General features: G+C 42.7%; 18 protein-coding genes. 1 reads left to right on the top strand and 17 read right to left on the bottom strand.

The annotated features are described in order from the left end of the window. Positions 1-148 precede the first annotated feature (148 nt). The 8 genes from HMPREF9182_RS07745 to rlmB form a co-directional block, all read right to left on the bottom strand. Positions 149-775, bottom strand: a complete 627-nt coding sequence (locus HMPREF9182_RS07745; RefSeq protein WP_009443442.1) for a hypothetical protein — start codon at positions 773-775, stop codon at positions 149-151. Further along, entirely contained in the window at positions 765-10298 is a 9534-nt protein-coding gene (locus tag HMPREF9182_RS07740) for a DUF6531 domain-containing protein (RefSeq protein WP_218015423.1), read from the bottom strand. The genes HMPREF9182_RS07745 and HMPREF9182_RS07740 overlap by 11 nt, the downstream gene beginning before the upstream one ends. Next, positions 10279-10908, bottom strand: a complete 630-nt coding sequence (locus HMPREF9182_RS07735) for a hypothetical protein (RefSeq protein WP_009755118.1) — start codon at positions 10906-10908, stop codon at positions 10279-10281. Before HMPREF9182_RS07735 ends, HMPREF9182_RS07740 begins: the two co-directional genes overlap by 20 nt. Then, positions 10905-11603: a class B sortase gene (locus HMPREF9182_RS07730; RefSeq protein WP_009754646.1), complete on the bottom strand. Its 699-nt coding sequence runs from the start codon at positions 11601-11603 to the stop codon at positions 10905-10907. The genes HMPREF9182_RS07735 and HMPREF9182_RS07730 overlap by 4 nt, the downstream gene beginning before the upstream one ends. Positions 11604-11963: 360 nt before the next feature. Then, positions 11964-12356 (bottom strand): 30S ribosomal protein S9, encoded by a 393-nt coding sequence (gene rpsI / locus HMPREF9182_RS07725; protein WP_008808378.1) that lies wholly within the window; start codon positions 12354-12356, stop codon positions 11964-11966. A gap of 19 nt (positions 12357-12375) precedes the next feature. Continuing rightward, positions 12376-12822: a 50S ribosomal protein L13 gene (gene rplM, locus HMPREF9182_RS07720; RefSeq protein WP_009443163.1), complete on the bottom strand. Its 447-nt coding sequence runs from the start codon at positions 12820-12822 to the stop codon at positions 12376-12378. A 193-nt stretch (positions 12823-13015) separates the two neighbouring features. After that, complete coding sequence (locus HMPREF9182_RS07715; protein WP_009443576.1) at positions 13016-13879, bottom strand: DegV family protein; 864 nt, start codon at positions 13877-13879, stop codon at positions 13016-13018. 21 nt (positions 13880-13900) lie between these two features. Continuing rightward, positions 13901-14629, bottom strand: a complete 729-nt coding sequence (rlmB, locus tag HMPREF9182_RS07710) for a 23S rRNA (guanosine(2251)-2'-O)-methyltransferase RlmB (protein ID WP_009755004.1) — start codon at positions 14627-14629, stop codon at positions 13901-13903. Between the two features lie 144 nt (positions 14630-14773). Here rlmB and HMPREF9182_RS07705 point away from each other — a divergent pair, with 144 nt between their 5' ends. Continuing rightward, a complete protein-coding gene (locus tag HMPREF9182_RS07705; protein ID WP_009443336.1) occupies positions 14774-15739 on the top strand; it encodes an aromatic acid exporter family protein in 966 nt (321 codons plus the stop codon). 222 nt (positions 15740-15961) lie between these two features. Here HMPREF9182_RS07705 and HMPREF9182_RS07700 read toward each other — a convergent pair whose 3' ends face one another. The 9 genes from HMPREF9182_RS07700 to cysE all read right to left on the bottom strand — a co-directional run bounded on the left by HMPREF9182_RS07700 (position 15962) and on the right by cysE (position 24209). Next, the gene (locus HMPREF9182_RS07700; RefSeq protein ID WP_009754567.1) at positions 15962-17809 is read right to left on the bottom strand and encodes an APC family permease; all 1848 of its coding nucleotides are present in this window, start codon (positions 17807-17809) and stop codon (positions 15962-15964) included. 360 nt (positions 17810-18169) lie between these two features. Beyond that, positions 18170-19300, bottom strand: a complete 1131-nt coding sequence (locus tag HMPREF9182_RS07695) for an ABC transporter ATP-binding protein (protein WP_009754504.1) — start codon at positions 19298-19300, stop codon at positions 18170-18172. Between the two features lie 108 nt (positions 19301-19408). Then, a complete protein-coding gene (locus HMPREF9182_RS07690) occupies positions 19409-20284 on the bottom strand; it encodes a helix-turn-helix domain-containing protein (RefSeq protein ID WP_009443183.1) in 876 nt (291 codons plus the stop codon). Beyond that, positions 20271-20675, bottom strand: coding sequence for a Mini-ribonuclease 3 (locus HMPREF9182_RS07685; RefSeq protein WP_009443471.1), 405 nt, complete (start codon positions 20673-20675; stop codon positions 20271-20273). The genes HMPREF9182_RS07690 and HMPREF9182_RS07685 overlap by 14 nt, the downstream gene beginning before the upstream one ends. Further along, positions 20668-22011 carry a cysteine--tRNA ligase gene (gene cysS, locus HMPREF9182_RS07680; RefSeq protein ID WP_009443653.1) on the bottom strand — a complete coding sequence of 448 codons (1344 nt, stop codon included), beginning with the start codon at positions 22009-22011 and terminating at the stop codon, positions 20668-20670. Before cysS ends, HMPREF9182_RS07685 begins: the two co-directional genes overlap by 8 nt. Positions 22012-22028: 17 nt before the next feature. Next, on the bottom strand, positions 22029-22550 hold the full coding sequence (locus HMPREF9182_RS07675) for a dihydrofolate reductase family protein (protein ID WP_000301974.1): 522 nt from the start codon (positions 22548-22550) through the stop codon (positions 22029-22031). 8 nt (positions 22551-22558) lie between these two features. Then, positions 22559-23323, bottom strand: coding sequence for a nucleoside phosphorylase (locus HMPREF9182_RS07670; RefSeq protein WP_009443425.1), 765 nt, complete (start codon positions 23321-23323; stop codon positions 22559-22561). 13 nt (positions 23324-23336) lie between these two features. Next, positions 23337-23537, bottom strand: a complete 201-nt coding sequence (locus HMPREF9182_RS07665) for a YdeI/OmpD-associated family protein (RefSeq protein WP_009754428.1) — start codon at positions 23535-23537, stop codon at positions 23337-23339. Positions 23538-23591: 54 nt separating this feature from the next. Then, positions 23592-24209 carry a serine O-acetyltransferase gene (cysE, locus tag HMPREF9182_RS07660; protein ID WP_009755071.1) on the bottom strand — a complete coding sequence of 206 codons (618 nt, stop codon included), beginning with the start codon at positions 24207-24209 and terminating at the stop codon, positions 23592-23594. Between the last annotated feature and the right edge of the window lie 46 nt (positions 24210-24255).

Genomic DNA, 24255 nt, shown 5'->3' with positions numbered 1-24255 from the left:
TCTTCTCAGAAGCGATGTTGGTATCAATATAGTCAGCTAGAAGTAAACTTTATAGTGAGCCATAAGTAAAATCCCCTGAAGAAATTCTTCAAGAGATTTTTTAATGTTAATTAATAGTCGATAATATCCATATTCAATGAAATGATATTTAATCTATTTCAGATTTTCCGAATAAATCTTTAGTAATTAAGGTCGATCTTCCAAATCCTATAAAACCTGTGTTCCTATCGTCAAAGTATCCTTCACGGAATAACACTATTCCACCACTACTGACCACATTCTCAATATACTCGCTATTTTCAGCTATTGTCTTTGAAAAACCTGACTGTAAAAAAGTTGTAACCTTAAGTTTCTCTGGCAACAATAATAAATGAGCTGTTAGTTTTGCTATCAAGATTGAAACAATGTCTGGAACAGATTCTCTATCTAATATTTGAATTCCACCAAAAAATTTTACTTTATTATTCTTCGTGATCATAATCTCATCAGAATAAATTGCATTCCTAACCTCTAGGTGTTGCTTTTTTAGCAATTTCCAAAGTTTATAATATTGGATTATCCTACTATTATCATTAAAGCAATCATCCCCTAATACTAAGTATAGATTAAAATTATTTTTAGTTGAATAGTCATATAATTCCGAAATCAAATACTGTAAATACTCCTCCCTTCTTCTATAGTCACCAACAATCTCCCAACGTATAGCATTTATCCTTTGATTTATCATCAAATCAAAAGGTAAAGTTTTTACATCAATTTCTTTCCTAATAATCATAGTGATTCCCTTCCATATCATTAAAGTGAGGTCCTCTGTTCTGAGACGGGTCATCCAGATAAATATGTCCTCCAGCATCATCTCTGATAGTTATAGTATTCTTTCTACCATTTTGAATTTGATCAAATTCATAAGTTCTACCCGGCTGTCTACGACCTCTTCTATCAAAATTCGGTTCTACCCTGTCAGGACTTTGACTAGTGGGAATCCCACTATGTCTTTTTGCCTCATTAAAAGCACCTTTTCTTCCAGCCCCTTCTGGTGATAAGTTAGGTGGTCGTGTACCTGTAGCCCAGCTTCTATTTCCTTGAACAATCTCAGAAGACTTAGCCTTAGACTTCTCCGCAAACATTTGGAGATTATCTACTGTCATTGGTAGACGTCCACCTGCAGGCTTCGTCGTCCCTACCTCAGCCTTAGGAGCCTTCTTAGAAGACACACTACCTACTCCATTGGTAAAGGTGTTAAAGGCAAAGTTCATGGCGACTGTTTGACCAGTAATCTTATTTCCTGTAGCCAGATCAATCCCTGTGTCAATCGCAGTCTCAACCGCAGATTCTACTCCAATCCGTGCAACTTGTCGGACTGCCTGATTGCCAATATTTTGGGTCACATTGGTTGCTAGATTCGTCCCAACTCCCATAAATTGACCACCAATAAACCCTGAGATAGCTCCTGTTCCTGCCCCTTTGGCAATCGAACCAACTAAGTCCCATCCACGTTGGCCAGAACGATAGGCATCGTAACCTGATACGATCGCGCCAGAGGCTGCACCACCAATAGCCATCGCTACAGGTGCTCCAAGACCTCCAGTCGCTACGGTAAGAGCCATACCAACACCGATAGCTCCCACAGTTACGGCAACCTTCTTCCAGTCGACATGTTTCACGAAATCAACGACTTGATTCTTGATCCGTTCGGCTGTCGTACAGATATGTTTCAAGGTATTTTGCAAGGCTGTGCCCCAGTTGCGGAGGAGATTCATGCCTTCTCGGATGGTCGGAGAAGAGTTCGAGCCTGTTGCCAGGGCATAGGCAGAGCGAACCACTTGTTGGCGCTTAGCCTCTATCTGCGCCGCTACTCGTTGGTATTGGGTTTGCACATAGTCACTGGCAGTATGGTAGGCCGTTTGAACCTTATTCCACTGTCTGCCAACCCAATTCGATGCACGGTTGAATTGGGTGCCGACCCAGTTGGTCGCATAGTTGAAAGCACTCGTGGTCGCATTCCAGGCCTTAGAGGCGAAACTCTTCACACTATTCCAGGTGTTTGAGGCCACTCTTTTCACTGTATTCCAGGTATTAGATGCGACTCGTTTAACACTATTCCAAGCATTAGAGGCCGTCTTTTTAACATAGTTCCAGCCTTTTTTGAGACTGTTCCAGAAATGCCCACTCGGGTCGGTATAGTTGACGGGATTATTCTGCACATAGCTATAGCGATTCTGGCTGAGAGGATCTGTCGCCTCACCTGGGTAGCTATCCTCTGTTAGGAAAGTACCTCCCTGACTATCATAATATCTTGCTCGTAAATAGTCAAGTTCGGTATCATCACGGGCTTCACCGTTATAGGCAAAGGGTTGACCTGTCCTGTCTGTGCTTGTCTTTCGTGCACCATAGAGATGATAGCGACTAGATGCGACGGCTTGTCCATTCTTGGTCAAGCCTGTCACAGAGCCTGACTGGTTGGTCAAGTAGTTGTAACTGTCGCCTGTTTGGTTATTGAGGTAGCTAGCTCTTCCCTTGCCATAGCTATAGGTCTCACGAGCCTTGCCATCATGGTCATAGGTTTCAAGGACTTCTGTATGTTCACGATTGACATCGTTGACATAGTTGCGTTCTTCGTAGTAGTTGTAGGTGTCCTCTCGTGTGGTGTAAGGGATCAGGACATCCTGAACCTGACTGGCATAGGTCACGTCTCCCCGTCCAGGTAAGTTGCCAAGTTTTGGTGGGTTGACGACGATACCCTCCTTGGTTGCTCGATCCTTAGCCACTTTCTGGTGGTAGGCTGTCGACACATCGTCAAAGATGCTGTGCCAAATACTTCCTACTGTCTGTGGTAGAGCAGATAGAGCTTGAAGGACATTCTGAGTGAAGCCATACCAGAAGAGGGAGTGTTGATCCCCGTTTGAGGCTGTGTATGGCGACTTACGACTTTTCTTGCGTTGGAAGAGCTGATAGGTGTTCTTGCCTTCCTTGCGACTAGCAGTGAAGACACGGTTACCATCCCCATCATAGAGCGCAGCCATGAGAAGGCCTTTCTTGTCCTTGATCGCAAGCAAGCGATTTTCTGTGTCGTAGATGTAGTTTAGCTTTTCTGAGTTCTTTTCAGAAGCGATGCGATTGCCATTCTTGTCGTAAGTGTAGGTAATCGTGCCATCTGGACCTTCTAGTTTGGTCAAGCGGTTATGGTCATCATAGGTAAAGCGTGTCTGACTCTCCTTACCATCGACTGTCTCGGTGCTGGTCAGTTTATTACCCGCTAGGTCATAGGTGTAAGAGAGTTTGGAGAGTTCCTTGCCAGCTCCATCCGATACGGTCATATTTTCCACTTGACCGAGAGTATCATAGGTATAGGTATGGACTAAGGTTTCGCCATCCTGCTTGATGGTTTCTTTGGCGATATAGCCTCCGTCATCATAGGCATAGCCATAGCTAGAGATGAGTTTATCCTGCTTATCTACATGGCGGAGTTCGGTGAGGCGGTGAGCCTTGTCATAGGTCAAGAAGCTCTTGCTTCCATCTCCCCGATCAACTTCCGTCAAATCCCCTGCTTGGTTATAGCTATAGCTGGTCTTTTGTCCCTTGACATCTGTCACGGAAGTGAGGCGATCCAATTCATCGTAAGTGTAGGAGACTTTACTGCCATCTGGGTAAATCATCTTCGAGATATTGCCATAAGCATCATACTCGTACTGAATCAGGCTACCATCTCCCTGACGAACACCAGTGATCTCGCCTTCTTCGTTGGTCGCGACCTGACTGGTTCCTGTCAGGTCACTCATAGACACCCGACGGCCATCCGCATCATAGGTATAGAGGACTTGACCCTCTTGCTTTTCAGAGTAATCTACCTTGAGCAGTTGATCCAGCTTGTTGTAGTCATAGCTGATGGTTTTCCCATCGGACTTGGTCACTTTTTCTAGCTGGTTATTGATATTGTAGGTATAAGTCTCCTTATCTCCGAGACTGGTCATGCGTTCCACTAGATTGGAAAGCTGATCATAGCTGTAGCTTGTGACCTTGCCATTTCCATTCGTAACCGAAGTGACATTGCCCACGCTATCGTAGGTATAGCTTGAAGTAGAAGCCTTCTCTCCACTTCCTTGCGTCGCTGTAAGCAACTGATCCTTTAGGTCATAGGTGTAGGTCTTGACACGCTTGGTTCCAGATGTGACGCTGGTGAGATTGCCATTGGCATCATAGGTCATGCTTGCGACGCCACCAGCCTCATCTGTGATCTTAGTGAGATGGTTATCATGGTCATAGCTATACTTGGTCCACTGGCCTGCCGCATCACTTTCTGAGGTGAGACGATTGAGGCTATCATAGGTCCGTTTGGTCACCTGACCGAGAGGATTCGTCTCCTCAAGGAGATTACCATTCGGGTCATAGGTATAGGTCGTTTCGCGCTTGCCATTGATCGTTCGTTTGGTCACCTGACCGACTGGGTCGTAGCTTGATTCTACCGTTCGACCAGTTGGCGTTTTGATCGTTTTTAGTTGATCAAGGGTCGTATAGTCAAAAGTGGTTGTAGCGCCTGATGGTTTCGTCACTTTGGCTAGATTCCCCGCTTCATCGTAGCTATACTTGGTTTCAAGGTCAAGGGCATTCTTAGCTGTTAAGAGACGGCCCGCCTTGTCATAGCTATAGCGATTACTTCGATCGGATTGGTCTGTCTCTTTCACCAAGTTCCCAGATACATCATAGCTATAGGTTTTTGATAAACCTTGTGGACCTGTTTGCTTGGTGAGACGGCCCAAGGCGTCATAGGCATAAGTGTAAGCCGCCTCATTTGGCAAAGTGCGTTTTGTTACACGGCCATAAAGGTCATTGACATAGTTGGTGCTATGACCGTTGGCGTCTGTTTCTTTCGCCAAGCTCCCTGTAGCATCATAGGCATACTGAGTCACTCCGCCCGTTGGACGTTTCTGACTGCTGACACGGTTCATACTGTCATAGCTGTAGGTCGTTGTATGTCCTTCACCGCTGGTTTCGCTCAAGCGATTTCCCAAAGCATCGTAGGTGAAGCTTTGCGTGCTTCCTGTCGGAGCTACTGTTTCGATGATCCGTCCTAATGGGTCGTACTTAAAGGCTGTCGCTTGACCATTTGGATCTGTATAGAGTACCAATTTCTTATTAGCATCATAACCATAGCTACTTGAATGACCATTGGCGTCGGTCATTTTAGATAGGTTGCCAAGGACATCATATTCGTAAGTAGAGGTATTACCATCCGCATCCGACTCTGTCACCACTCGATTGAGGGCATCGTAACTATATTTGGTTTCACGTTTTAGATGATCGACGGTCTTGAGCAGATTACCATTTTGATCATAGTGATAGGTCTTGGTCTTACCTTCTTGGTCGGTTGAACTTGCGACATTGCCCATGACATCATAGGTGAAGGTTTCGCTGGTCTTATCTGCATAGACCACCTTAGTCAGTTGGTTGTCACTATTATAGCTGTATTGGGTAACTTCACCCAAGCTATTTGTTAAAGTGAGACGATTTCCTGCCTGATCGTAGGTGTAGGACTCATTGAGATCCTGATTATCTTTTTTGTTCACTACACGGTTAGCGGCATCATAGCTGTACTCCGTTACCAACCCACTAGAATGCGTCTGCTTGATGAGACGATCAAGAGCATCGTATTCTTGCCTTACGGTGGTTCCATCTGGAAGAGTCACTTCTTCCAATTGAGCCGTTGTGGTATAGGTCATCTTAGTGACATTGCCATTGGCATCGGTGACCTGAATCGGATAGCCCAGATCATTATAGGTATATTGAGTCTTGCCGTCCAGGGCATCTGTCAACTCAGTCAGCTGTTCCATCTGGTTGTAGGTCATCGTAGTCTTATTGCCCAAACCATCTGTAATACTGGACACTTGATTTTGACCAGTATAAGTCGTGCTAGCAGTATAGCCTGCCGCATCCGTTAGGCTATTTTGGTTCCCATTAGCATCATAGGTCATGCTGGTGCGGTGACCCAAGGCATTGGTTGTTGCAATCAAGCGGCCTGCCTTGCTGTATTCATAGGTCGTTTTGTTTCCAAGGGCATCTGTCATAGACAGGATATTCCCCATCGCATCCAACACATATGAAACACTGCTACCATCTGGATAGGTAACACCAGTCACATTTCCCGCTGCATCATAGGTATAACTAGTCGTCTTTTGGCCTTTGGTTTCACTGAGTTTATTTCCAACACTGTCATAAGTGTAAGATACTGTTTGCCCTGCTTCATCGGTGTAAGATAGCACACGACCCATGATATCATAAGTAGTTTCTGCCTTTGTGCCGATAGGATAAGAAACTGAGGTCAACTTTCCTGATGCGTCATAGGTGTTTTGAGTAACTTGACCTAAAGCGTCTGTGATGGTTTTAACGGCATCATTTCTATCATCATAAGTCAAGCTACTGCTATTGCCCGCTTCATTGGTTCGATTGACGATTCGTCCCAGTGCATCACGTGTTACGGTAGTTGTTTGACGGGAAGCATTGGTTTCTGTTAGAAAACGACCTTTGCTATCATAAGTATAGCTTGTGGTTCGACCTGCTGCATCAGTAACGGAAAGCTGATTTCCAACACCGTCGTAGGTGTAGCTATAAGTTCCACCTTCTCCATTTGAAGCACCTATTTTACGACCGAAACCATCATAGGTGAAGGTAGTAGTATTACCATTGCCTTCTGTCACAGCGGTCACTTGACCTGCCTTGTCAAAAGTATGGCTCGTCCCAACACCATCTGCATCTTTTTCGCTCAGTTTACGACCTTCTGCATCATAGGTAAAAGTCTTTGTCCCACCGAGAGGGTTTGTAATGCTAGTAACCTGATTATGTGCATTATAGGTAAAGGTTGACACGCCTCCTAAAGGATTTGTGATTTTTACTAGATTTGCACCTTCATAGGTAAAGGAAACTGTATGACCAGCCGCATCTGTCGTAGATAAAATGCGCCCTTGCTGATCGACAGTATAGGTAATCTTAGATCCATCTGGCAATGTCGTTTGAATTAGATTCCCCTTTGCATCATAGCTATGGGCTGTCGACGCACCACTAAAATCAGTGAGAGACAGAAGATGATTCTTCTCATCATAGCTAGAAGTTTTTACTGCACCGTCAAAACGCGTTTCTGTCAAGTTATTGCCATTGCTATCATAGGTGTAGCGAGTTGTTTGCCCCGCTTCATTCGTCACGCTTGACAGACGATTGTTGTCATCATACGTTTTTGAGACACTAGTTCCATCAGCATAGCGAATGCCCGTTGTACGATATTGCTCATCGTAAGTATATATGGTTTGATTACCATTTCCATCGGTAGTGATCGTCTGACCTTCACTATAAGAAAGAGTTGAAACAGCACCTGCACCATCTGTTTGCTTGATGACACGATTCTCCTCGTCGTACTCGTTTTGGATAACCTTGGTGCCATTTCCATCATACCAAGCTGTCATGCGTCCCTTATCGTCATATTCATAACGAGTGGGAACTCCTGTCGCATCCGTATAGGTAATCAAATGGCCATTCGCGTCATATTCATACGTCAAAGTTGAGCCATTTGGGATTTGAATCGCACCAATATAACCGTCTGAGTTATAGGTGAGACTATAAACCAAGCCTGTAGGAGATGTAATCTTGGTCAGCTGGTAATTTTCATTATAATCAAAGCTTGTTTTATTACCTTTTTCATCTGTCTGGCTCGTTAAAAGGCCGTGATAGTTAAAGATTTTCTTTTGATGATTGTGATCAACAATCCGATATTCCTTAATATCATAGTCTTCTTTTTCGCCTCCACCAAAGTCACCTTTCTTTGTTTCAACTGTTTTTACTTCGAGAGTGAGGTCATAACCACTTGGAGCACGATAACCATCACTATCCTTCGTAAACTTAAGAATAGAACCGTCTGTACGAGTATAGTAAAGATTTTGGTCTTCATCGCTTGATAACTGCTCATTAAAGGCAAATGACCAACCACGACCAAAAAGACTATTGATGCCCGCTGCTTTAGAGTTATAAGCACGAGTAATTTCAAACTTGCCGTCAACATCTGTGATAGAAACATCTGTTCGATCGAGGTAGAAATTCCCTGTGTTCAGATTGATAGGTTCAAATCCGAACTCGCAGTGAAGGCCACGTCCCATTAAAAGCCTGTCTATTTCTGCCTTAGTATTAGATGTCAAGGCTGGTGGATTATAAGGTTTATCAGCATTCTTTCTTGGATTGCGAATAAAAAGGGTATTATTTTTCACAACCATCATATCTTGGATACGATTATCAAAGGCAATTTGATTCAGTGGTACTCCATAATAAGCCGCAATCTTTGGAAGGGTATCAAACTGGGTAACTTTGTAAATCAAGAAAGTATCACTTGATTTTTTACCACTGGTCTGACCATCCTTTTTACTCTCTACGTCAATCGTATAAAGCTTGTTTAGTTCAGGCTCTGTGAAAGGCACCTGAGTCTGCCAGTTTGAGAGCTTGTCTTTATATTTGGTCGTTCCTTTTTCAAAAGCAGCATCAAAGGGACTACTATCGGGGTATTTGTGAGAAAAACTTGCAGAACTTTGACCTTTGTAGTCTTTCGCAGTGTCACTAAGGTTATAATCAACCTGAGCACCTGGTGTTGTCAGACCATCCGCAAAAACTCCCTGGAATTGCAACTTTCCTTTCTTATCTGTCTTCACCATTGTCCGAAGATTGATAGTAGTGTTCCCGATTGGATAACTAATATCAACTGGATTTGGAACAAACCAATTAATCGTCAAACTCGGAGCCTTATCTGGAGTAAACCCAATCTGTCCTGCATTATCTGCAGTAGCTTCAGTTGTATAGAAGGCACCACCATCTGAGCCCTCATCGGTTGCGGCCACAACTAGACCATAGTTTGGTTCTAAACCTTGAACCCATGCATTTACAGTCTCACGGATATCAAAGTTATGCATCCCAATCTTCTTGCCACTGGTCGCATTCTTTCCTGCAATTTCCATATTGAGCCCTACAGAAGTATCCCATGTGAGGGCATTGATATCAAAATCTTGCTTCAAGCGGTAAGCCGCAAACTGAGTTGATTGAGATTCTGGTGCAGTGTATTCATAGATATTCAAACTCGCACTATCGATACGCGCTTCCTTAGGAATGTTCTTTTGAAAATCATAGTTGATTTTAAAGTACATCCTTGCGCGACCGATATCACGAACACCTAGAACACCAGTCATCCCCATCATCTCAGCTGTCATATACCCAACATACCCATAGGCATAACCTTGGTACTGTCCATGTACGGATGAAGTAACAACATCAAGGATTTTTTCTCGTGGAACAGTTACAGTCGGGTCAATCCGAACAGGATACTTACGGTCTGAAGCAGACAACCATTCTTTACTAGCTGTGACGGTAACTTCATGGCGTCCATCCCCTTTTTTCAAACCAAGGGTTAAGGCAGTGCTTGTAGCACCGGCACTATCCACCATCATTGGGGCAGTGAGTACAAAGAGAATCTTCGTTTTGCCCTTTTCACGAACAAGGATTTGATTGTCCTTCAAGGTGACATCGTACTTAGATGCATCCAAACCATAAGTGAAGGTGTTCTTCCCACTCCACTCTGCTAGAATGATCTCTTCTTTTACACCATTAGACTGTACCGTATATTGTACGTCTGTTTTGCCATCAACATTATTGTATAAGATGGCATTCTTTTCTACAGTTGCCTGATCGTATGTTTTATCAAGCGGATACAGGGAAATTTTGTCATCCTTATGTGTAATATCAATAGGAGTCCCTTCTTTGACTTCGCTCGGAAGAACTACGCCTACTGGAGATTCTTTAGGTAAATAATAGTGTTTCCCATTGGCATGATAAGAATAGAGAGATAAGTCAACAGGAACTTCCGCCCCTTCTTGATCAATATAGGTTTTAATATCGCTCCCAATATGCGTCACAAAGTGGGTTTCATCTACCCGAAACAGTTGTTCTTGCCCACTAACCGCTACCGGTTCTCCATATTGTTTCTTTAGTTCTGCCTCTGCTTTACTCTCTTCGTTGACCACTTTTGGTTGTTGTAAAGCATCTCCACTGTCTTTTGCTGGTTTTGAAGCATCAGCACTTGTCGAACCTTCCGTATTCGCATTCTCAGAACCTACAGTCTGGCTACTCGCTTCTGTAACAGCTTTTTTATAAGCGTCCTCAGCCTGACCTTGTTTAATTGCATGAATTATTTCTTCTGCATAAATAAGTGGGGTGTTGGAAACAAATAAACTCAGCAATAATAACCACTGTATGGTCTTACGAAGTTTTTTCATCATTATTCTCCTTTGCAAGATAAATAAAATAATAAAGTGTAAAAATTAAAATAAAAGCATCACTGATAGATAAAATGAAGGAACCTAGTATTGGGAACCAAGTAGCGATAGCTAAACAAAAGGCAACAAGAATCGTTGATATTAGAACAGGTAGTCGCAATTGCTCTACCCTACTTTTAATTGGTAAAACTTTGTAAATACTAACCAAGCTGTAGGATAAGATTACTTTAAAAAAAGTTTGTATAATTGTAGTAAAAGCCCAGATAGCAGTCTTAACATGGTCGTACTCCAAACTCGTATTATCGTATAAAATTTGACCAAAGCCACCGATGAGGATGCCACATAAAATCGCACTAAACAAGTAAATCAGAATAGTGTGATTTAAACGTTTATCTGATCGGTACTGCCTATAAAACCAGATAGCTATTGGAAAAATAAGAACTATCCCTATAATCAAAAATAGTAGGCTGAGTGAGGTCAGAATGAGCGATAAGCCTTCCTCGACTACCACAGGAGAAATCACACCTGTATATAGAAGGCGTTGCCCCATTCCTAAAAACAGTAAGCCAGTAGCTAGCCTCCAGAACCTTGAGAATCTTAATGTTTTCATCATTTACTTGTCCTTTCTTTGACACTTTTTAAACGAGCAGTAACCACAAATCGTTGGTCATTTCCAGTAGCATCACAGGTTGACAAGATTAAAAATCGGTCTTTTTGAGGGTCAGTGGCTATCTGGCGATAGAATCCCCCATAGTCTGATGTTCTTGTCTTTAATGTATCTAAATAATATCTGAGGCCTTCTCGACTTCCTAATTCGAATGTATGAAAAAGATGAGCATCTGTATAAGAATGGGCTGCCAGTACCTCATATTCAAAATGTTGAGTCAACGTATCGATTTTGATGCTCTCATGCTCATTAAAAAAAGCTGGCTTCGCAAAATAATCTAAAGACCCAAACATAGAATCATCTAACATAGCATGTCCATAAATAATAGTGACAGGATCTTCAAATGTTTTTTTGTTAACCAGCTCTGTAAATATAGCTCCATAATAGGTCTCTTCACCATCTATATCATGAGATAGGTAATAAGTATCATCCCTTGAATGTTGAGCGACTGGATAATCAATTCGAGTCCCTTCGACTGTTAGCCAAGCAAAGATATCTGGATTCTGATGAAACCTCGTCTTCACTGCATTTTGGGAATGTTGCTCCACATTCGTCTGTTCGAATCCAGCCAAGATCTTTAGACCTAAAAATAAAACTGCAGTCATTGCAATTAGTGATAAACTAAACCTTAAAATTTTCATGTAATCCCCCTATGTCATCATTATATCAGACCCCTATAACCCTTGTAAATACACTCCCCTTTGAAAATTATACTTTTATTAAGATATTTTGATAATCATATACATATATATCGTTTCATTACCTGTTTGATATCTACTTTTTAACAGAAAAGAGGCTCATGGTGTGAACCATGAAGTGTTTCGAAACGTTGATATAATCGTATTGATTAACGTTTTGAGGCAACTGACTCTGCCAGTTTGCAGCCACATTTGTAAGCGACTAAAGTTGCAACAACTGTGTCAATTGCACCAATTTAGTATAGAAATATAAAAAAGAACACCAAGAAAGGTGCTCTTTGTAAGTATAGTAATTCTCTCGAATTAACGTTTTGAAAATTGTGAAGCTTTACGAGCTTTCTTAAGACCTGGTTTCTTACGTTCTACCATACGAGCATCACGAGTAAGAAGTCCAGCGCGTTTAAGAGAATCGCGGAAGTCAGGGTCTACTTGAAGAAGTGCACGAGCGATACCGTGACGGATAGCTCCTGCTTGACCACCGTAGCCTCCACCGTTTACGTTTACGAAAACGTCGTATTGACCAGCAGTTGAAGTAACTGCAAATGGTTGGTTGATAACCAAACGAAGGTCAGCGTGTGGGATGTACTCTTCAACATCTTTTTTGTTTACAGTGATTTTACCAGTTCCTGGAACAAGGCGAACGCGTGCAACAGCGTTTTTACGACGTCCAGTACCTGCATATTGTGCTTGTGACATAGCTTATTTGTTCCTTTCCTTAGATAAGTCCTGAAATATCAAGAACTTCTGGTTGTTGTGCAGCGTGAGTGTGCTCAGCGCCTACAAATACTTTCAATTTCATACCTTGAGCACGGCCAAGAGTATTGTGTGGAAGCATACCTTTAACTGATTTCTCGATCAAACGAACAGCGTTCTTAGAACGAAGTTCACCAGCAGTGATAGATTTTAATCCACCTGGATACAATGAATGAGTGTAGTAAACTTTATCAGTAGCTTTTTTACCAGTTAATTTAACTTTTTCAGCATTGATAACGATAACAAAGTCACCTGTATCAGTGTGCGGTGTGAATGTTGGTTTGTTTTTTCCACGAAGTACGCTTGCTACAACAGCAGAAAGGCGTCCAAGAGGTACATCAGTAGCATCTACTACATACCATTTGCGTTCAACTTCACCTGGCTTAGCCATGTATGTTGTTTTGTTCATGATTTCTCCTATATGAATATCGTTTTTGTTTACAGGGCGGATGTTCCGGTCCGCAAGTTATTTGAAAGGTTCCGGGGCCTTACAAATGGGGTAAACAATACCGCCTACTATCATACCAAATTTTTAGGGTAAAAGTCAATATATTTGTAGGAAATATTTCACTTTTTGCTCTGATTTCGCTTTCAGACGTCATCTACTCTCGATCATCTGTCGAAAAGCCAAATAAAGCTAATGTCCCAGGCCCAACGTGGGTTGCAATGACTGGTCCAAGTGGTTCTATCAACACTTCTTTTACCCGTCCATCAGCTAACAGCAATTCTTTCAAATTATCGGCCGCATCAACTGCATTTGCATGTGCAATAACAGCTCGCTCGTCTGCAATATTTTCCAATAGCATCCGCACGCATTCTGTCTGAGCCTTTTTCTTGCCGCGAACTTTAGCAATCGGCTTCAAACTTCCATCTGCTTGCACCGTGATGATTGGCTTAATACTTGCTAAACTCCCAATCACAGCAGCAGCTTTTGAAATACGACCACCACGTACCAAATGATTTAAGTCATCCACTAAAAAATAAGTTTGTACTTTAGAACGTAGATTCAAAAGTAAATCTACCGTCTCTGTCAGTGACTTTCCTTCTGCACGCGCCATAACTGCTTCCATTACAAGTAAGCCTTCACCCATAGAAGCAGCACGACTATCAAAAATTTCAATCACTGCTTCAGGATATTCTTCTAAGACCATATCCTTAGCCATAACAGCACTTTGATATGTGCCGGACAATGAAGAAGCAAAAGCAACATACAAAAGTGGCTCGCCAGCTTTTGCGTATTTTTTAAAAACATCTTCAAATTGGCCAACATTAATCTGGCTAGTTGTAGGTTGGCTACCAGTATTCATCTTATCAAGCAGGACTTTACTGGTGAGTTTATTCTCTCCAACTGTCTCATAGGTTACTCCATCTAACTGAATCGTCAGTCCTACGATAGCAACATCATGCTCTAAAGCCCATTTTTCTGATAAATCTGTTGTTGAGTCTGTTAAAATTTTAAAAGTCATTTTTTTCTCCATTATTTCTTGTTATAGACGATTTCTAAACACTTCATACATGAGAATGGCCGCAGCGACGCTAGCATTGAGACTTTGTACATGCCCATTCATGGGAATGGAAATCATCTCGTCCACCTGCTTCTTGATATTGCTTGAGATCCCTTTCCCTTCACTGCCAATGATGAGGGCAAGCTTACCAGCTGTATTCCACTTATGAGAAGGTGTCCCTTGCATATCTGTCCCGAAAATCCAGAAACCAGCTTCCTTGAGCTTGTCCAGTGTTTGACTGATATTCGTCACACGGGCAATGGGAATATGCTCAATAGCGCCAGTAGAGGTTTTAGCTACGACTGGTGTCACACCGACCGCACGGTGTTTAGGAATGATGACTCCAGCCACATTGGTCGCGTCAGCTGTCCGCAAGATAGAGCCTAGATTGTGCGGGTCAGTCAGCCCGTCCAAAATCAATAAGAGAGGATTGTCCTCCTCCTTCGCTCTTTTCAGTAGCTCCCCGAAGTCAGTATAGGCGAACTCCGCAACCCGCAGGACAAAGCCTTGATGAACTGCACCATCGGTCATTTCCTGCAAGGTCTTCTTAGGCGTCCAGGAGATGGAAACCTTTTTTTCCGCTGCTAGATTCTTGATTTTTTCAACCTTGTTACCATGCAAATCTTCTTGAATATACAGTTTATTTCCAGTGTTAGCTACGAGAGCCTCTGTCACTGCATGTACACCATAGACAATATCGTTTTTTTCCATAAATCTAGTATATCATAAAGCTTTCAAAATAAAAGCAGAAGTCATTCAGCTGAGACAAAATCCTGATCACGCAATCTCTCTATCCCGCTTTTCTATCAAGTCATGGTATAATAAAAGAACTCTAAAAAAGGAAGAACACAATCTATGCCCCTTCTTCATCGGACTATCAAACTAGTCCTGGCAACCTGTCTAGCTGCCTGGGCGGCGAACTTTTTAGGTCTAGCCTACTCAACCTCGGCTGGTATTATTGCTATTCTCAGCATCTCAGATACTCGCCGAAGCACTTTAAAACTTGCACAGAATCGCTTTTTATCCACCCTGCTGGCTCTTGCTGTTGGCAGCCTATCCTTTCACTTTCTGGGCTTCAACCTCATAGCGTTAGCCCTCTATATTACAGTCTATGTGCCTCTAGCCTTTCATCTAGGTTGGGAAATCGGCATTACACCCAGTACTGTCCTGGTCACCCATCTGCTTTTAGAAAAATCCACTTCCTGGCCACTTCTTAGCAATGAACTAGCTCTGTTTCTCATTGGAACTGGCTTTGCACTCTTAGCCAATCTCTATATGCCCTCGCATCAAGAGGAGATTGACAGCTATCACGAACAAGTCGAAGAACAACTGAAAAAAATTTTGCTTCGCTTTGAATATTTCTTAAAATCTGGAGATGGGCGAAACGACGCGACCCTAATAAAAGAACTTGATGACACTCTGGAACAAGCTTTAAAACTTGTCTACTTAGATCATTCTAACCACCTCTTTCACCAAACCAACTACCACATCCACTATTTTGAAATGCGACGAGCTCAAAATCATATCTTGCTGGATATGGCTAGCAATATCAATAACTGTCGTCTGGCCGCTAGTGAAAGCATCATTTTAGCGAAACTCTTTTCAAAAACAGCCCAGCAACTGAGCCAGGAAAATCCCGGCCATGATTTATTAGATGAAATTGATCGCTATCTAGCAGCCTTCCGCAAACGACCTCTTCCTAAAACTAGATTAGAATTTGAAACCAGAGCAACACTTCTCCAACTTCTGAGGGATCTGCAAACCTTTATTGAATTAAAAGTGAACTTTTACACTAATTATAAAGAGGAACAAGTAGGCTAGTGCTTCAACGCTCATAAATAAAATACAAAGAGAGTGGGACAGAAATCGGTAATTCGTTAGAATTCGATTTTGTCGTCCCACCTCCGCACAGTTGAGTAGGGCTGTAAAAGCTGATGAAATCAGCGTAGTAGAGCCCACTCAACCACTGCGTCATGCTCGACAATCCAAAGACAATTGAGAGGCTAGGACTTTTGTCCCAGCCTCTTTTAATAATGGTATTACTCATTCCTTTAAGTGGTAAGAATAACTTGCAACTACAACATCTTCGTACCATTTTAAATAATATTTCAATTTTAAGCTCATCTGATTATGTAGAATATTTTGCCAGCTCTTTTTAGGAATAAATTGAGGGACTAAAACTGTCACTGTTCGTCCTTCTTTTTTAGCTTTCTTTGCCACCTTGATCACATACTGAACTGTCGGACTGATGATATTGCGGTAGCTAGTTGTAACTGTCTCAAATCGGATATCAGGGAAGTAGTCTGCAAATTCCTCTGCAACTTCAGCATCCTTTTTAGCAGTCTCAGTTGTTGAGACGTGCATTGCGACGACATCGTCTCCGATGCTACGAGCATAGCTCATTGCTCCAATACTGACGCGAGTGACATTACCGACTAGTACAATCACGGTATTGCCCGTGTAATTCTGACGCTCGATATGTTCTTCTAATCTCAACTGTCTTGCGACTCTGTTGTAGTGCTGTTTAATAGCTAAAAACAGCCATGTCAAGACAATGATAATTGGAAAGAAGGGCCAAATATCGCCGAGACGGAATAAAAGTAAAATAAGGACAATCCCGTAACAAATAACAGCACCAAGAATATTCGCAACTGAATGCTTCAAGAAATCTTTTCCAAACTTTTTCTTCCAATGGAGAACCATACCTGTCTGGGAGAGTGCAAATGGTACAAATACACCAATAGTATACAGTGGGATTAAGCGCTCCGTATTCCCTTTAAAAATCCACAAAAGGGCAATAGCCCCAAAGGCCAATGTGAAAATTCCGTTTGAATAGCTGAGTCGATCTCCTTTTTCCATATACATATGTGGCATATATTTATTCTTAGCCATATTGTAGGAAAGCACTGGAAAAGCTGAGAATCCTGTATTAGCCGCAACTGCTAAGATCAAAGCTGTTGACAATTGAAAAACGTAGAATAAAATACGACCAAGTGGAGAACTTCCCAAGATTGCCTGAGCCATCTGAGCCAAGGTGGTTACACCTTTGACAGGAACAATCCCAACCCAATAATTTAAAAAAGTAATTCCTGCGAACATGACTCCTAGGATTAAAGCCATAATAGATAGGGTTGTTGCAGCATTTTGAGCTTTCGGCTTCTTGAAAAAGGGAACCGAATTAGATATGGCCTCCACTCCTGTCAAAGAAGCAGAGCCACTGGTGAATGCTCGGAGCAACAAGATCATGCTTACTCCAGTAATAGAAGTCCCGAGATGGGCAGTTGCCTGATACTCCAAGTTTCCTGTCATGATTTGCACAAAACCAAAAGCAATCAACAGCAAAGTGCTGACAATAAAAAGATAGACAGGAATCATTAAGGATGTCGCAGACTCTTTTAGCCCTCGAAGATTCATGAGCATCAATAAGAGGACTAATAAAACCGAGATGTGTAAATTGTAAGGGTGCAAGACAGGAATTGCTGAGGTAATGGCATCTGCTCCTGACGCGACCGAAACCGCTACTGTCAGCATATAATCAACCAATAAACTTCCACCTGCAATTAAACCTGCTGTCGGAGAAAGATTTTCTGTCGTCACCATATAAGCCCCTCCTCCTTGAGGGTAAGCATGGATAACCTGACGATAGGAAATGGTTAAACTCGCCAATAAAACCAATACAAGGATTCCTATCGGAATAGACCACCAAATCGCTCCAATAGAAACAGAAGTTAAGACCAAAACAACCTGCTCTGGTCCGTAAGCAATAGATGACAAGGCATCACTAGAGAGCATAGCCAAGGCCTGTAGCTTGGTCAATAAATGACCATCCTCTCCATCTTTACCGGATTTTAATGGGCGCCCAATAAAAAATCCTTTTAGCTTGGAAAACATAAGTTCCTCCTCAATCAAAATATGGCTATTCTACCCTTTTTTAGAAAACATGTCAATAGTTTTTTATAACTTTATTCTCACGATCCTCAAACTTCCATAGTATAAGATAATCACAATTAGTGGCATATAAGAAGTCAGCTACTATCACACTATTTAACTATAAAAATCAACGCACCGTAAATCATCCTAACTTAGCAAATCTACTTTGATCTTCATTCATGCTCTCGCTCAGCATTCCCTTCTTTAGTTATGATGCCTTTTCTCCTACCAAGTAAGGATTCATCGGCCATACATGAAAGCAAAAAACGACCACGGTTTACCATGATCATTTTTGATAACTACATATCTTTTTTCTTAAAATTAGTAAACTGTTTTTTCAGTTTCTTTATCAAAGAAGTGCGCTTTGTTCAAGTCAAATCCAAGATCGATGCCTGCACCTGTTTGCAAGTAATCGCGTGCATCTACTTTTGCGATAAATTCATTTTGACCGACTTGGCAATACAAGTGAGACTCTGAACCAAGCAACTCTGATACAGAAATCGTTGCGTGAACTACTGAGTCAGGGAAAGTTTCAAGGAAGGCTGGTTCTGTATTGATGTCTTCTGGACGAATACCAAAGATCAATTCCTTACCTTCATAGCCTTTTTCCTTCAAGACTTTTAAGATTCCTTCTGGAACTTTTAATTTGATGCCTTCTGCATAGATTTCATCATCTTTGAGAGTGACATTAATAAAGTTCATCGCTGGACTTCCGATAAAGCCGGCAACAAATTTATTGACAGGGTGCTTGTAAAGTTCTTGTGGTGTACCAACTTGCTCTACGCGACCAATTGTACCAGTTCCCGATGGGTTCTTAGTCGCTGACATGATAACGATACGATCAGCCAAAGTCATCGCTTCTGTTTGATCGTGCGTTACGTAGATAGTTGTTGCTCCGATACGACGGTGGATTTTAGCGATTTCAGCACGCATAGATACACGAAGTTTAGCATCCAAGTTTGACAAAGGCTCGTCCATCAAGAACACTTTTGCATCACGGACAATCGCACGTCCCATGGCAACACGTTGACGTTGACCACCTGAAAGGTCAGCTGGTTTACGATCCAAGAATTCTTTCAAACCGAGAATTTCAGCCGCTTCTTGGACACGTTTGTCAATATCATCTTTGCTGTATTTACGCAATTTCAAACCAAAGGCCATGTTATCGTATACAGTCATGTGAGGGTAAAGGGCATAGTTTTGGAAAACCATGGCAATGTCACGGTCTTTTGGTGCTACATCGTTAACCACTCGGCCATCGATTGAACATTCACCTTCTGTGATGTCTTCAAGTCCAGCAATCATACGAAGAGTTGTAGATTTACCACATCCTGAAGGTCCTACGAATACGATGAATTCTTTGTCTTGGATTTCTAAGTTGAAATCTTCAACAGAATAGTGTTCACTATTTGGATATTTTTTGTAAATATTTTTTAGGTTTAATTCTACCATGATAGGCTCCTTTTAAATTTATAGTTTTATTATATTTGAAAGCGTTTTACAATACTATGGCAAATTGCCTAAAAATTTAAAAATGTTTTGTGCAGTTTGCACAAAACATCAAAATAGATCTTTTAAAATAATTTGATAGCAGAGCGATAAATCCGTCAACTCCTTCAACTGCAAACCAGTTAATTCTTCCCACTTATCCAAGCGATATTGGAGGGTGTTTCGGTGAATATAAAGTTGCTGAGCCGCCTTGGTCACAACTGCTCCATTTTCCCACAGGGCAATGATAATTTCCGACAGTTGCTCTTGTCCCTCTATAAGCTGATGCAATTTTCTCTTCAAAGGAAGAAGGCTATCCTTTGCCTCGTCTAACCCCCATAAAAAGAGCTGTGAGAAAGGTATAACTAAAGACTGCTGATAGCGATTTAACCATTGGGTGAAGAGGCTACTCTCAGCTCGATAAAGTTGTGGCAACTCATCTTTCACCGATTTCGGCCAGACTTGCCCAATCAAAACAGCCAATCGCAGATTAAAATCATATTCGACAGCTGACAAGACATCCCTCAGCAACTCTTTAACAGCCAACTGCTGCCCCTGATCAAGAACAAAAACGTAGTCTTGTGGGCTGGTCTGAAAGTAAGCAACCTTATTGGTCAAAAGAGTTCGCATCATATCTAGCCAGGCCGCAATAGATTCTGTCTCATAATGAAAAAGGTGGCAATGAATAAACTGTAGCGCCTCAACCTCATGAGGTAGTGTTTCTTCGGACTCTGATGCTAAATATCTATACCAGGGATTTTGTGAAAAAACGGACTCTTTTTCTGTCAGTAGAGCGAGTAGTTGCTGTTCTCGATCTGTTAAATCTTCTGTCGCCAAAACCAACCAATGTTGCTGGTCAAGACGAAGCGAGATTTTTTGGCTATCTTGACTGGGTTTGTTTTGTAGACTAGCCTTTGGAAACAAAGCTAGTAGTTCATTTGTTTTCATGAGTAGCTTCCTCCACTCGCTTGATGCACCAGTCAATTAATTCTTCTAAGCGTTCGATTGCTCCGGTCATATGCAGGTAGCCCATGACCGCCTCAAAGCCTGTAGACATACGGTAGGTGACGATATCCGCATTTTTGGCTTTGGTGTGGCTGTTGGCATTGCGGCCACGCTTGTAGATATCCTCTTCCTTTTCCGTCAGAATCCCTTCTTCCAGCATGAGAGAGATAAGATTGGCCTGAGCCTTGGCAGAAACGTACTTTGTCGCTTCCCTGTGCAGCTGATTGGGCTTAGTGAGCCCCTGAAAAATCAGGTGACGCCGGATATACATGGAGTAGACAGCATCTCCCTCAAAGGCGAGGGCAATACCGTTAATCAGGTTGACATCAGTCACGCGTCCACCTCACTCCATCCTTAGTATCCAAAAGCTTGATGCCCTGAGCGGCCAACTCATCCCGAATACGGTCTGCAGTCGCAAAATCCCGATTAGCACGCGCTTCTTGGCGTTCCTCAATCATACGCTCAATATCCGCATCTAGGACTTCTTCTACAAAGACGATACCAAAAACTTCTAAGAGCTTGGCAAAGGCTGCCTTGACTTCAGCGGTGTAATTGCCAGAGTTGATCCACTTGGCTAACTCGAAGACAACCGTGATACCGTTGGCTGCATTGAAATCTTCGTCCATAGCAGCGGTGAACTTGTCCAGAAAGGCCTTAAGCTGAGCAGAATCTGCCTGGCCAATGAAAGGCTGCTCATAGGTATTCTTCAAATACTTGAGATTAGTCGCTGCATCATGAACAGCTTTTTCTGTGAAATTAATCGGCTTGCGATAATGCTGGGTAGCAAAGAAGAAACGCAGCACCTGACCATCAATGGTCTTAAGGGCATCGTGAACAGTGATAAAATTGCCTAGAGATTTGGACATCTTGACGTCATCGATGTTGACAAAGCCATTGTGCATCCAGTAGTTAGCAAAAGTCTGACCAGTCTTGGCCTCTGACTGGGCGATTTCATTGGTATGGTGAGGAAACTCTAGGTCTGCCCCGCCACCATGAATATCAATAGTATCACCCAAAATCTCCGTTGACATGACTGAACACTCGATGTGCCAGCCCGGACGGCCTGCTCCCCAAGGACTGTCCCAGGAAATCTCACCTGGTTTAGCCGCTTTCCAGAGAGCAAAGTCCACTGGATTTTCCTTGCGGGCGGTCTCTTCATCTGTTCGACCAGAAGCACCCAACTCCAAGTCTGCCAAGGTTTTGTTAGCTAGTTTGGCATAATTGTGAGATTTTTCGACACGGAAGTAGACATCGCCCTCTGACTCATAGGCATAGCCCTTGTCCACCAAAGCCTGCACAAAGTCAATGATCGCCTCCATAAAGTCAATCACACGCGGATGCTGAGTAGCCGGCTTAACGCCCAGAGCTGTGACATCCTCATGAAAAGCTGCGATATACTTATCAGCTACTTCTTTGGGAGTAATGCCCTCTTTCTTAGCCCGATGGATAATCTTATCATCTACATCTGTAAAATTGGAAATATAGTTGACTTCAAATCCCCGATACTCAAAATAGCGACGAACCGTGTCAAAAGCTACTGTTGAGCGGGCATTGCCGACATGGATATAGTTATAAACCGTCGGACCGCAGACATACATGCGAACCTTGCCCTCTTCAATGGGCACAAATTCACGTAGGCTGCGGGTCATGGTGTCGTAAATTTTAATCATGCGGTCCACTCCCTTCTCTATTTCTGACTTTTTCGGCTGAAAACCAGCTCTGCAAAAGGACCAAATTGTCTGAGGCTATCCAGTTGGTAAAAGCGCTGCCCTTCCTCTTGGGTAAAGAGGGGAACCCCCTTTCCTAGGATAAGGGGCGCTATCTGAATAATGAGGTGGTCGAAAAGATCCGCATCCAAGAGCGGTCCTACCAAGGAATTACCACCAATCACAAAGACATTTTTGCCTTTGTCAATCTGGTGAACAAAGTCCACCACATCCCCAGCTACTGGCTGGTAATTGCTGACAGGCAGGTGCCTATCATGCGTAAAGACATAGTTTTCCGTAGCTTGATAAAAACTTTCTACATCTTGCAAATCTTGGATTTCCTCAAAGGTCCGCTTGCCCATGATGGTGATATCCATTTGCCTGTAAAAGTCATCATAGCCTGTATCCTCTACAGAACCAAGCTGATGCAGCCAGTCTATCCTGTGCTGGCTGTCTGCCAAGTAGCCATCCATGGTGATACAGCCGTAAAAATATACTGCCATTCTTGTAGTTACCTTTCTAGTTCCTTTGCTATTGTCAAAGCGATCGTGAAAAAAGTCATGACATCAGCTGTCCGCTCTTCATGACGAGCATCCCAGATTCGGTTATGGTGATCCACATAGTCAGCTGTGTAGAAGAACTGATAGACCTTGGTCTTGCGAAATTGGCTCCAAGCCATGATCGCCGAAGCTTCCATGTCCACCACTTGGGCACCAGTAGCCAAGCGACGCTTGACTTTCTCAGGTGTTTCTCGGTAAAAAGCATCAGTCGTCCAGGACTTGGTGCGGATATGTTCAATATCGTGCTTGTCAAAGATGGCTTCTAGCTTAACTAACAGAGAGTCGTCATAGGCTACTTCGTCACCCGGTGGAGCATAGTGATAGCTAGTCCCTTCATCTCGCAAAGCAGCAGACGGCAAGATAATCTTATCCGCCTCAATTGAGCGATCCAAAACGCCACAGGAGCCTAGAATGATGAAATTCTTGAAGCCTCTAGCTGCCAATTCCTCCAGCTGGCCGACTATCATGGGAGCCCCAATCGGAGCCAACATAACTGCCAGCTTGCTAGGTCCTTGGCCATAAATATACCATGGATGCTGGCCGTTTATGCTTTTCAAATAGCCTCCTGGATAGACTTCCTCTGACTCAATCAAACGTTTCAGAATTTCTCCATTAAAGGACAGGATGATGGTTTCGCACACCTCACCCTTGTCATGGACTGGCTTTTCAGTTGGCTCAATGACTGCTGCGACATCTTCAAATTCCTCTAATAGCATAACTTCTCTTTCTTTAAGGCTTCAGCAAATCCATCTTCATCTTTTCTATGTGGCACAGCTTGGTTTCATCTTTTTTAGCTTCACTGATATAGCGAGCCCATTCGCGCTGGTGGCTAGGTAGCAGTTTTGTAAAGCGCTCCTTGGCAGGACCGTCCAAGTCATCTTTTAGTTCAAGGACTACCTGGTTCAAAATTGCATCTGATAAATCTGACATCGTCGCTTTTTTCTGTCGGATTTTACTTTGATAACTTGACTAAGCTCATGTTTTTTAAAGACCAGATGAATGGCAACTCGCTTCACGAGCATTCTCCAGCTTATCTAGATAATATTCTCGTTTTTCCTCTACTTCATGAATAGTCGGTTCATCCTTTTGACCGTGAACTCTGACAATCTTAGCTGGAACACCAACAACCGTCACATCACTTGGCACATCCGATACGACAACTGCTGCCGCCCCCACTTTGGCATTTTCTCCGATTTCGATAGGGCCAATGAGCTGGGCGTGGGCAGAAATCAAAGCACCTCTACGAACAGTTGGATGCCGCTTACCAATGTCTTTACCAGTACCTCCTAGAGTGACTCCATGGTAAAGGAGGACACCTTTTTCTACAATCGCTGTTTCTCCAATCACCAAACCACTTCCATGATCGATGAATACTCCAGGTTCAATCTGTGCTCCTGGATGAATCTCAATTTGCGTCCAAAAACGCCAAAATTGACTATGCATACGTGCCAATAATTTAAAGCCATGCTTCCATAAAAAATGAGAAAGACGATGGGCTGCCAAGGCTTTAATTCCTGGGTAAGTCAAGAGAACTTCCAGCGTTGTCCGTGCTGCTGGATCATTTTCTTTTACAATGTCAATGGATTCTTTCCACCACCCCATCTTTTTCTCCTTTCCTGTTGTAAAAATAGGGGGGATCAGCTCATAT

The organism is Streptococcus sp. oral taxon 056 str. F0418, from assembly GCF_000220065.1.
Lineage (GTDB): Bacteria > Bacillota > Bacilli > Lactobacillales > Streptococcaceae > Streptococcus.
This window is presented reverse-complemented; position numbering and strand designations above follow the sequence as displayed.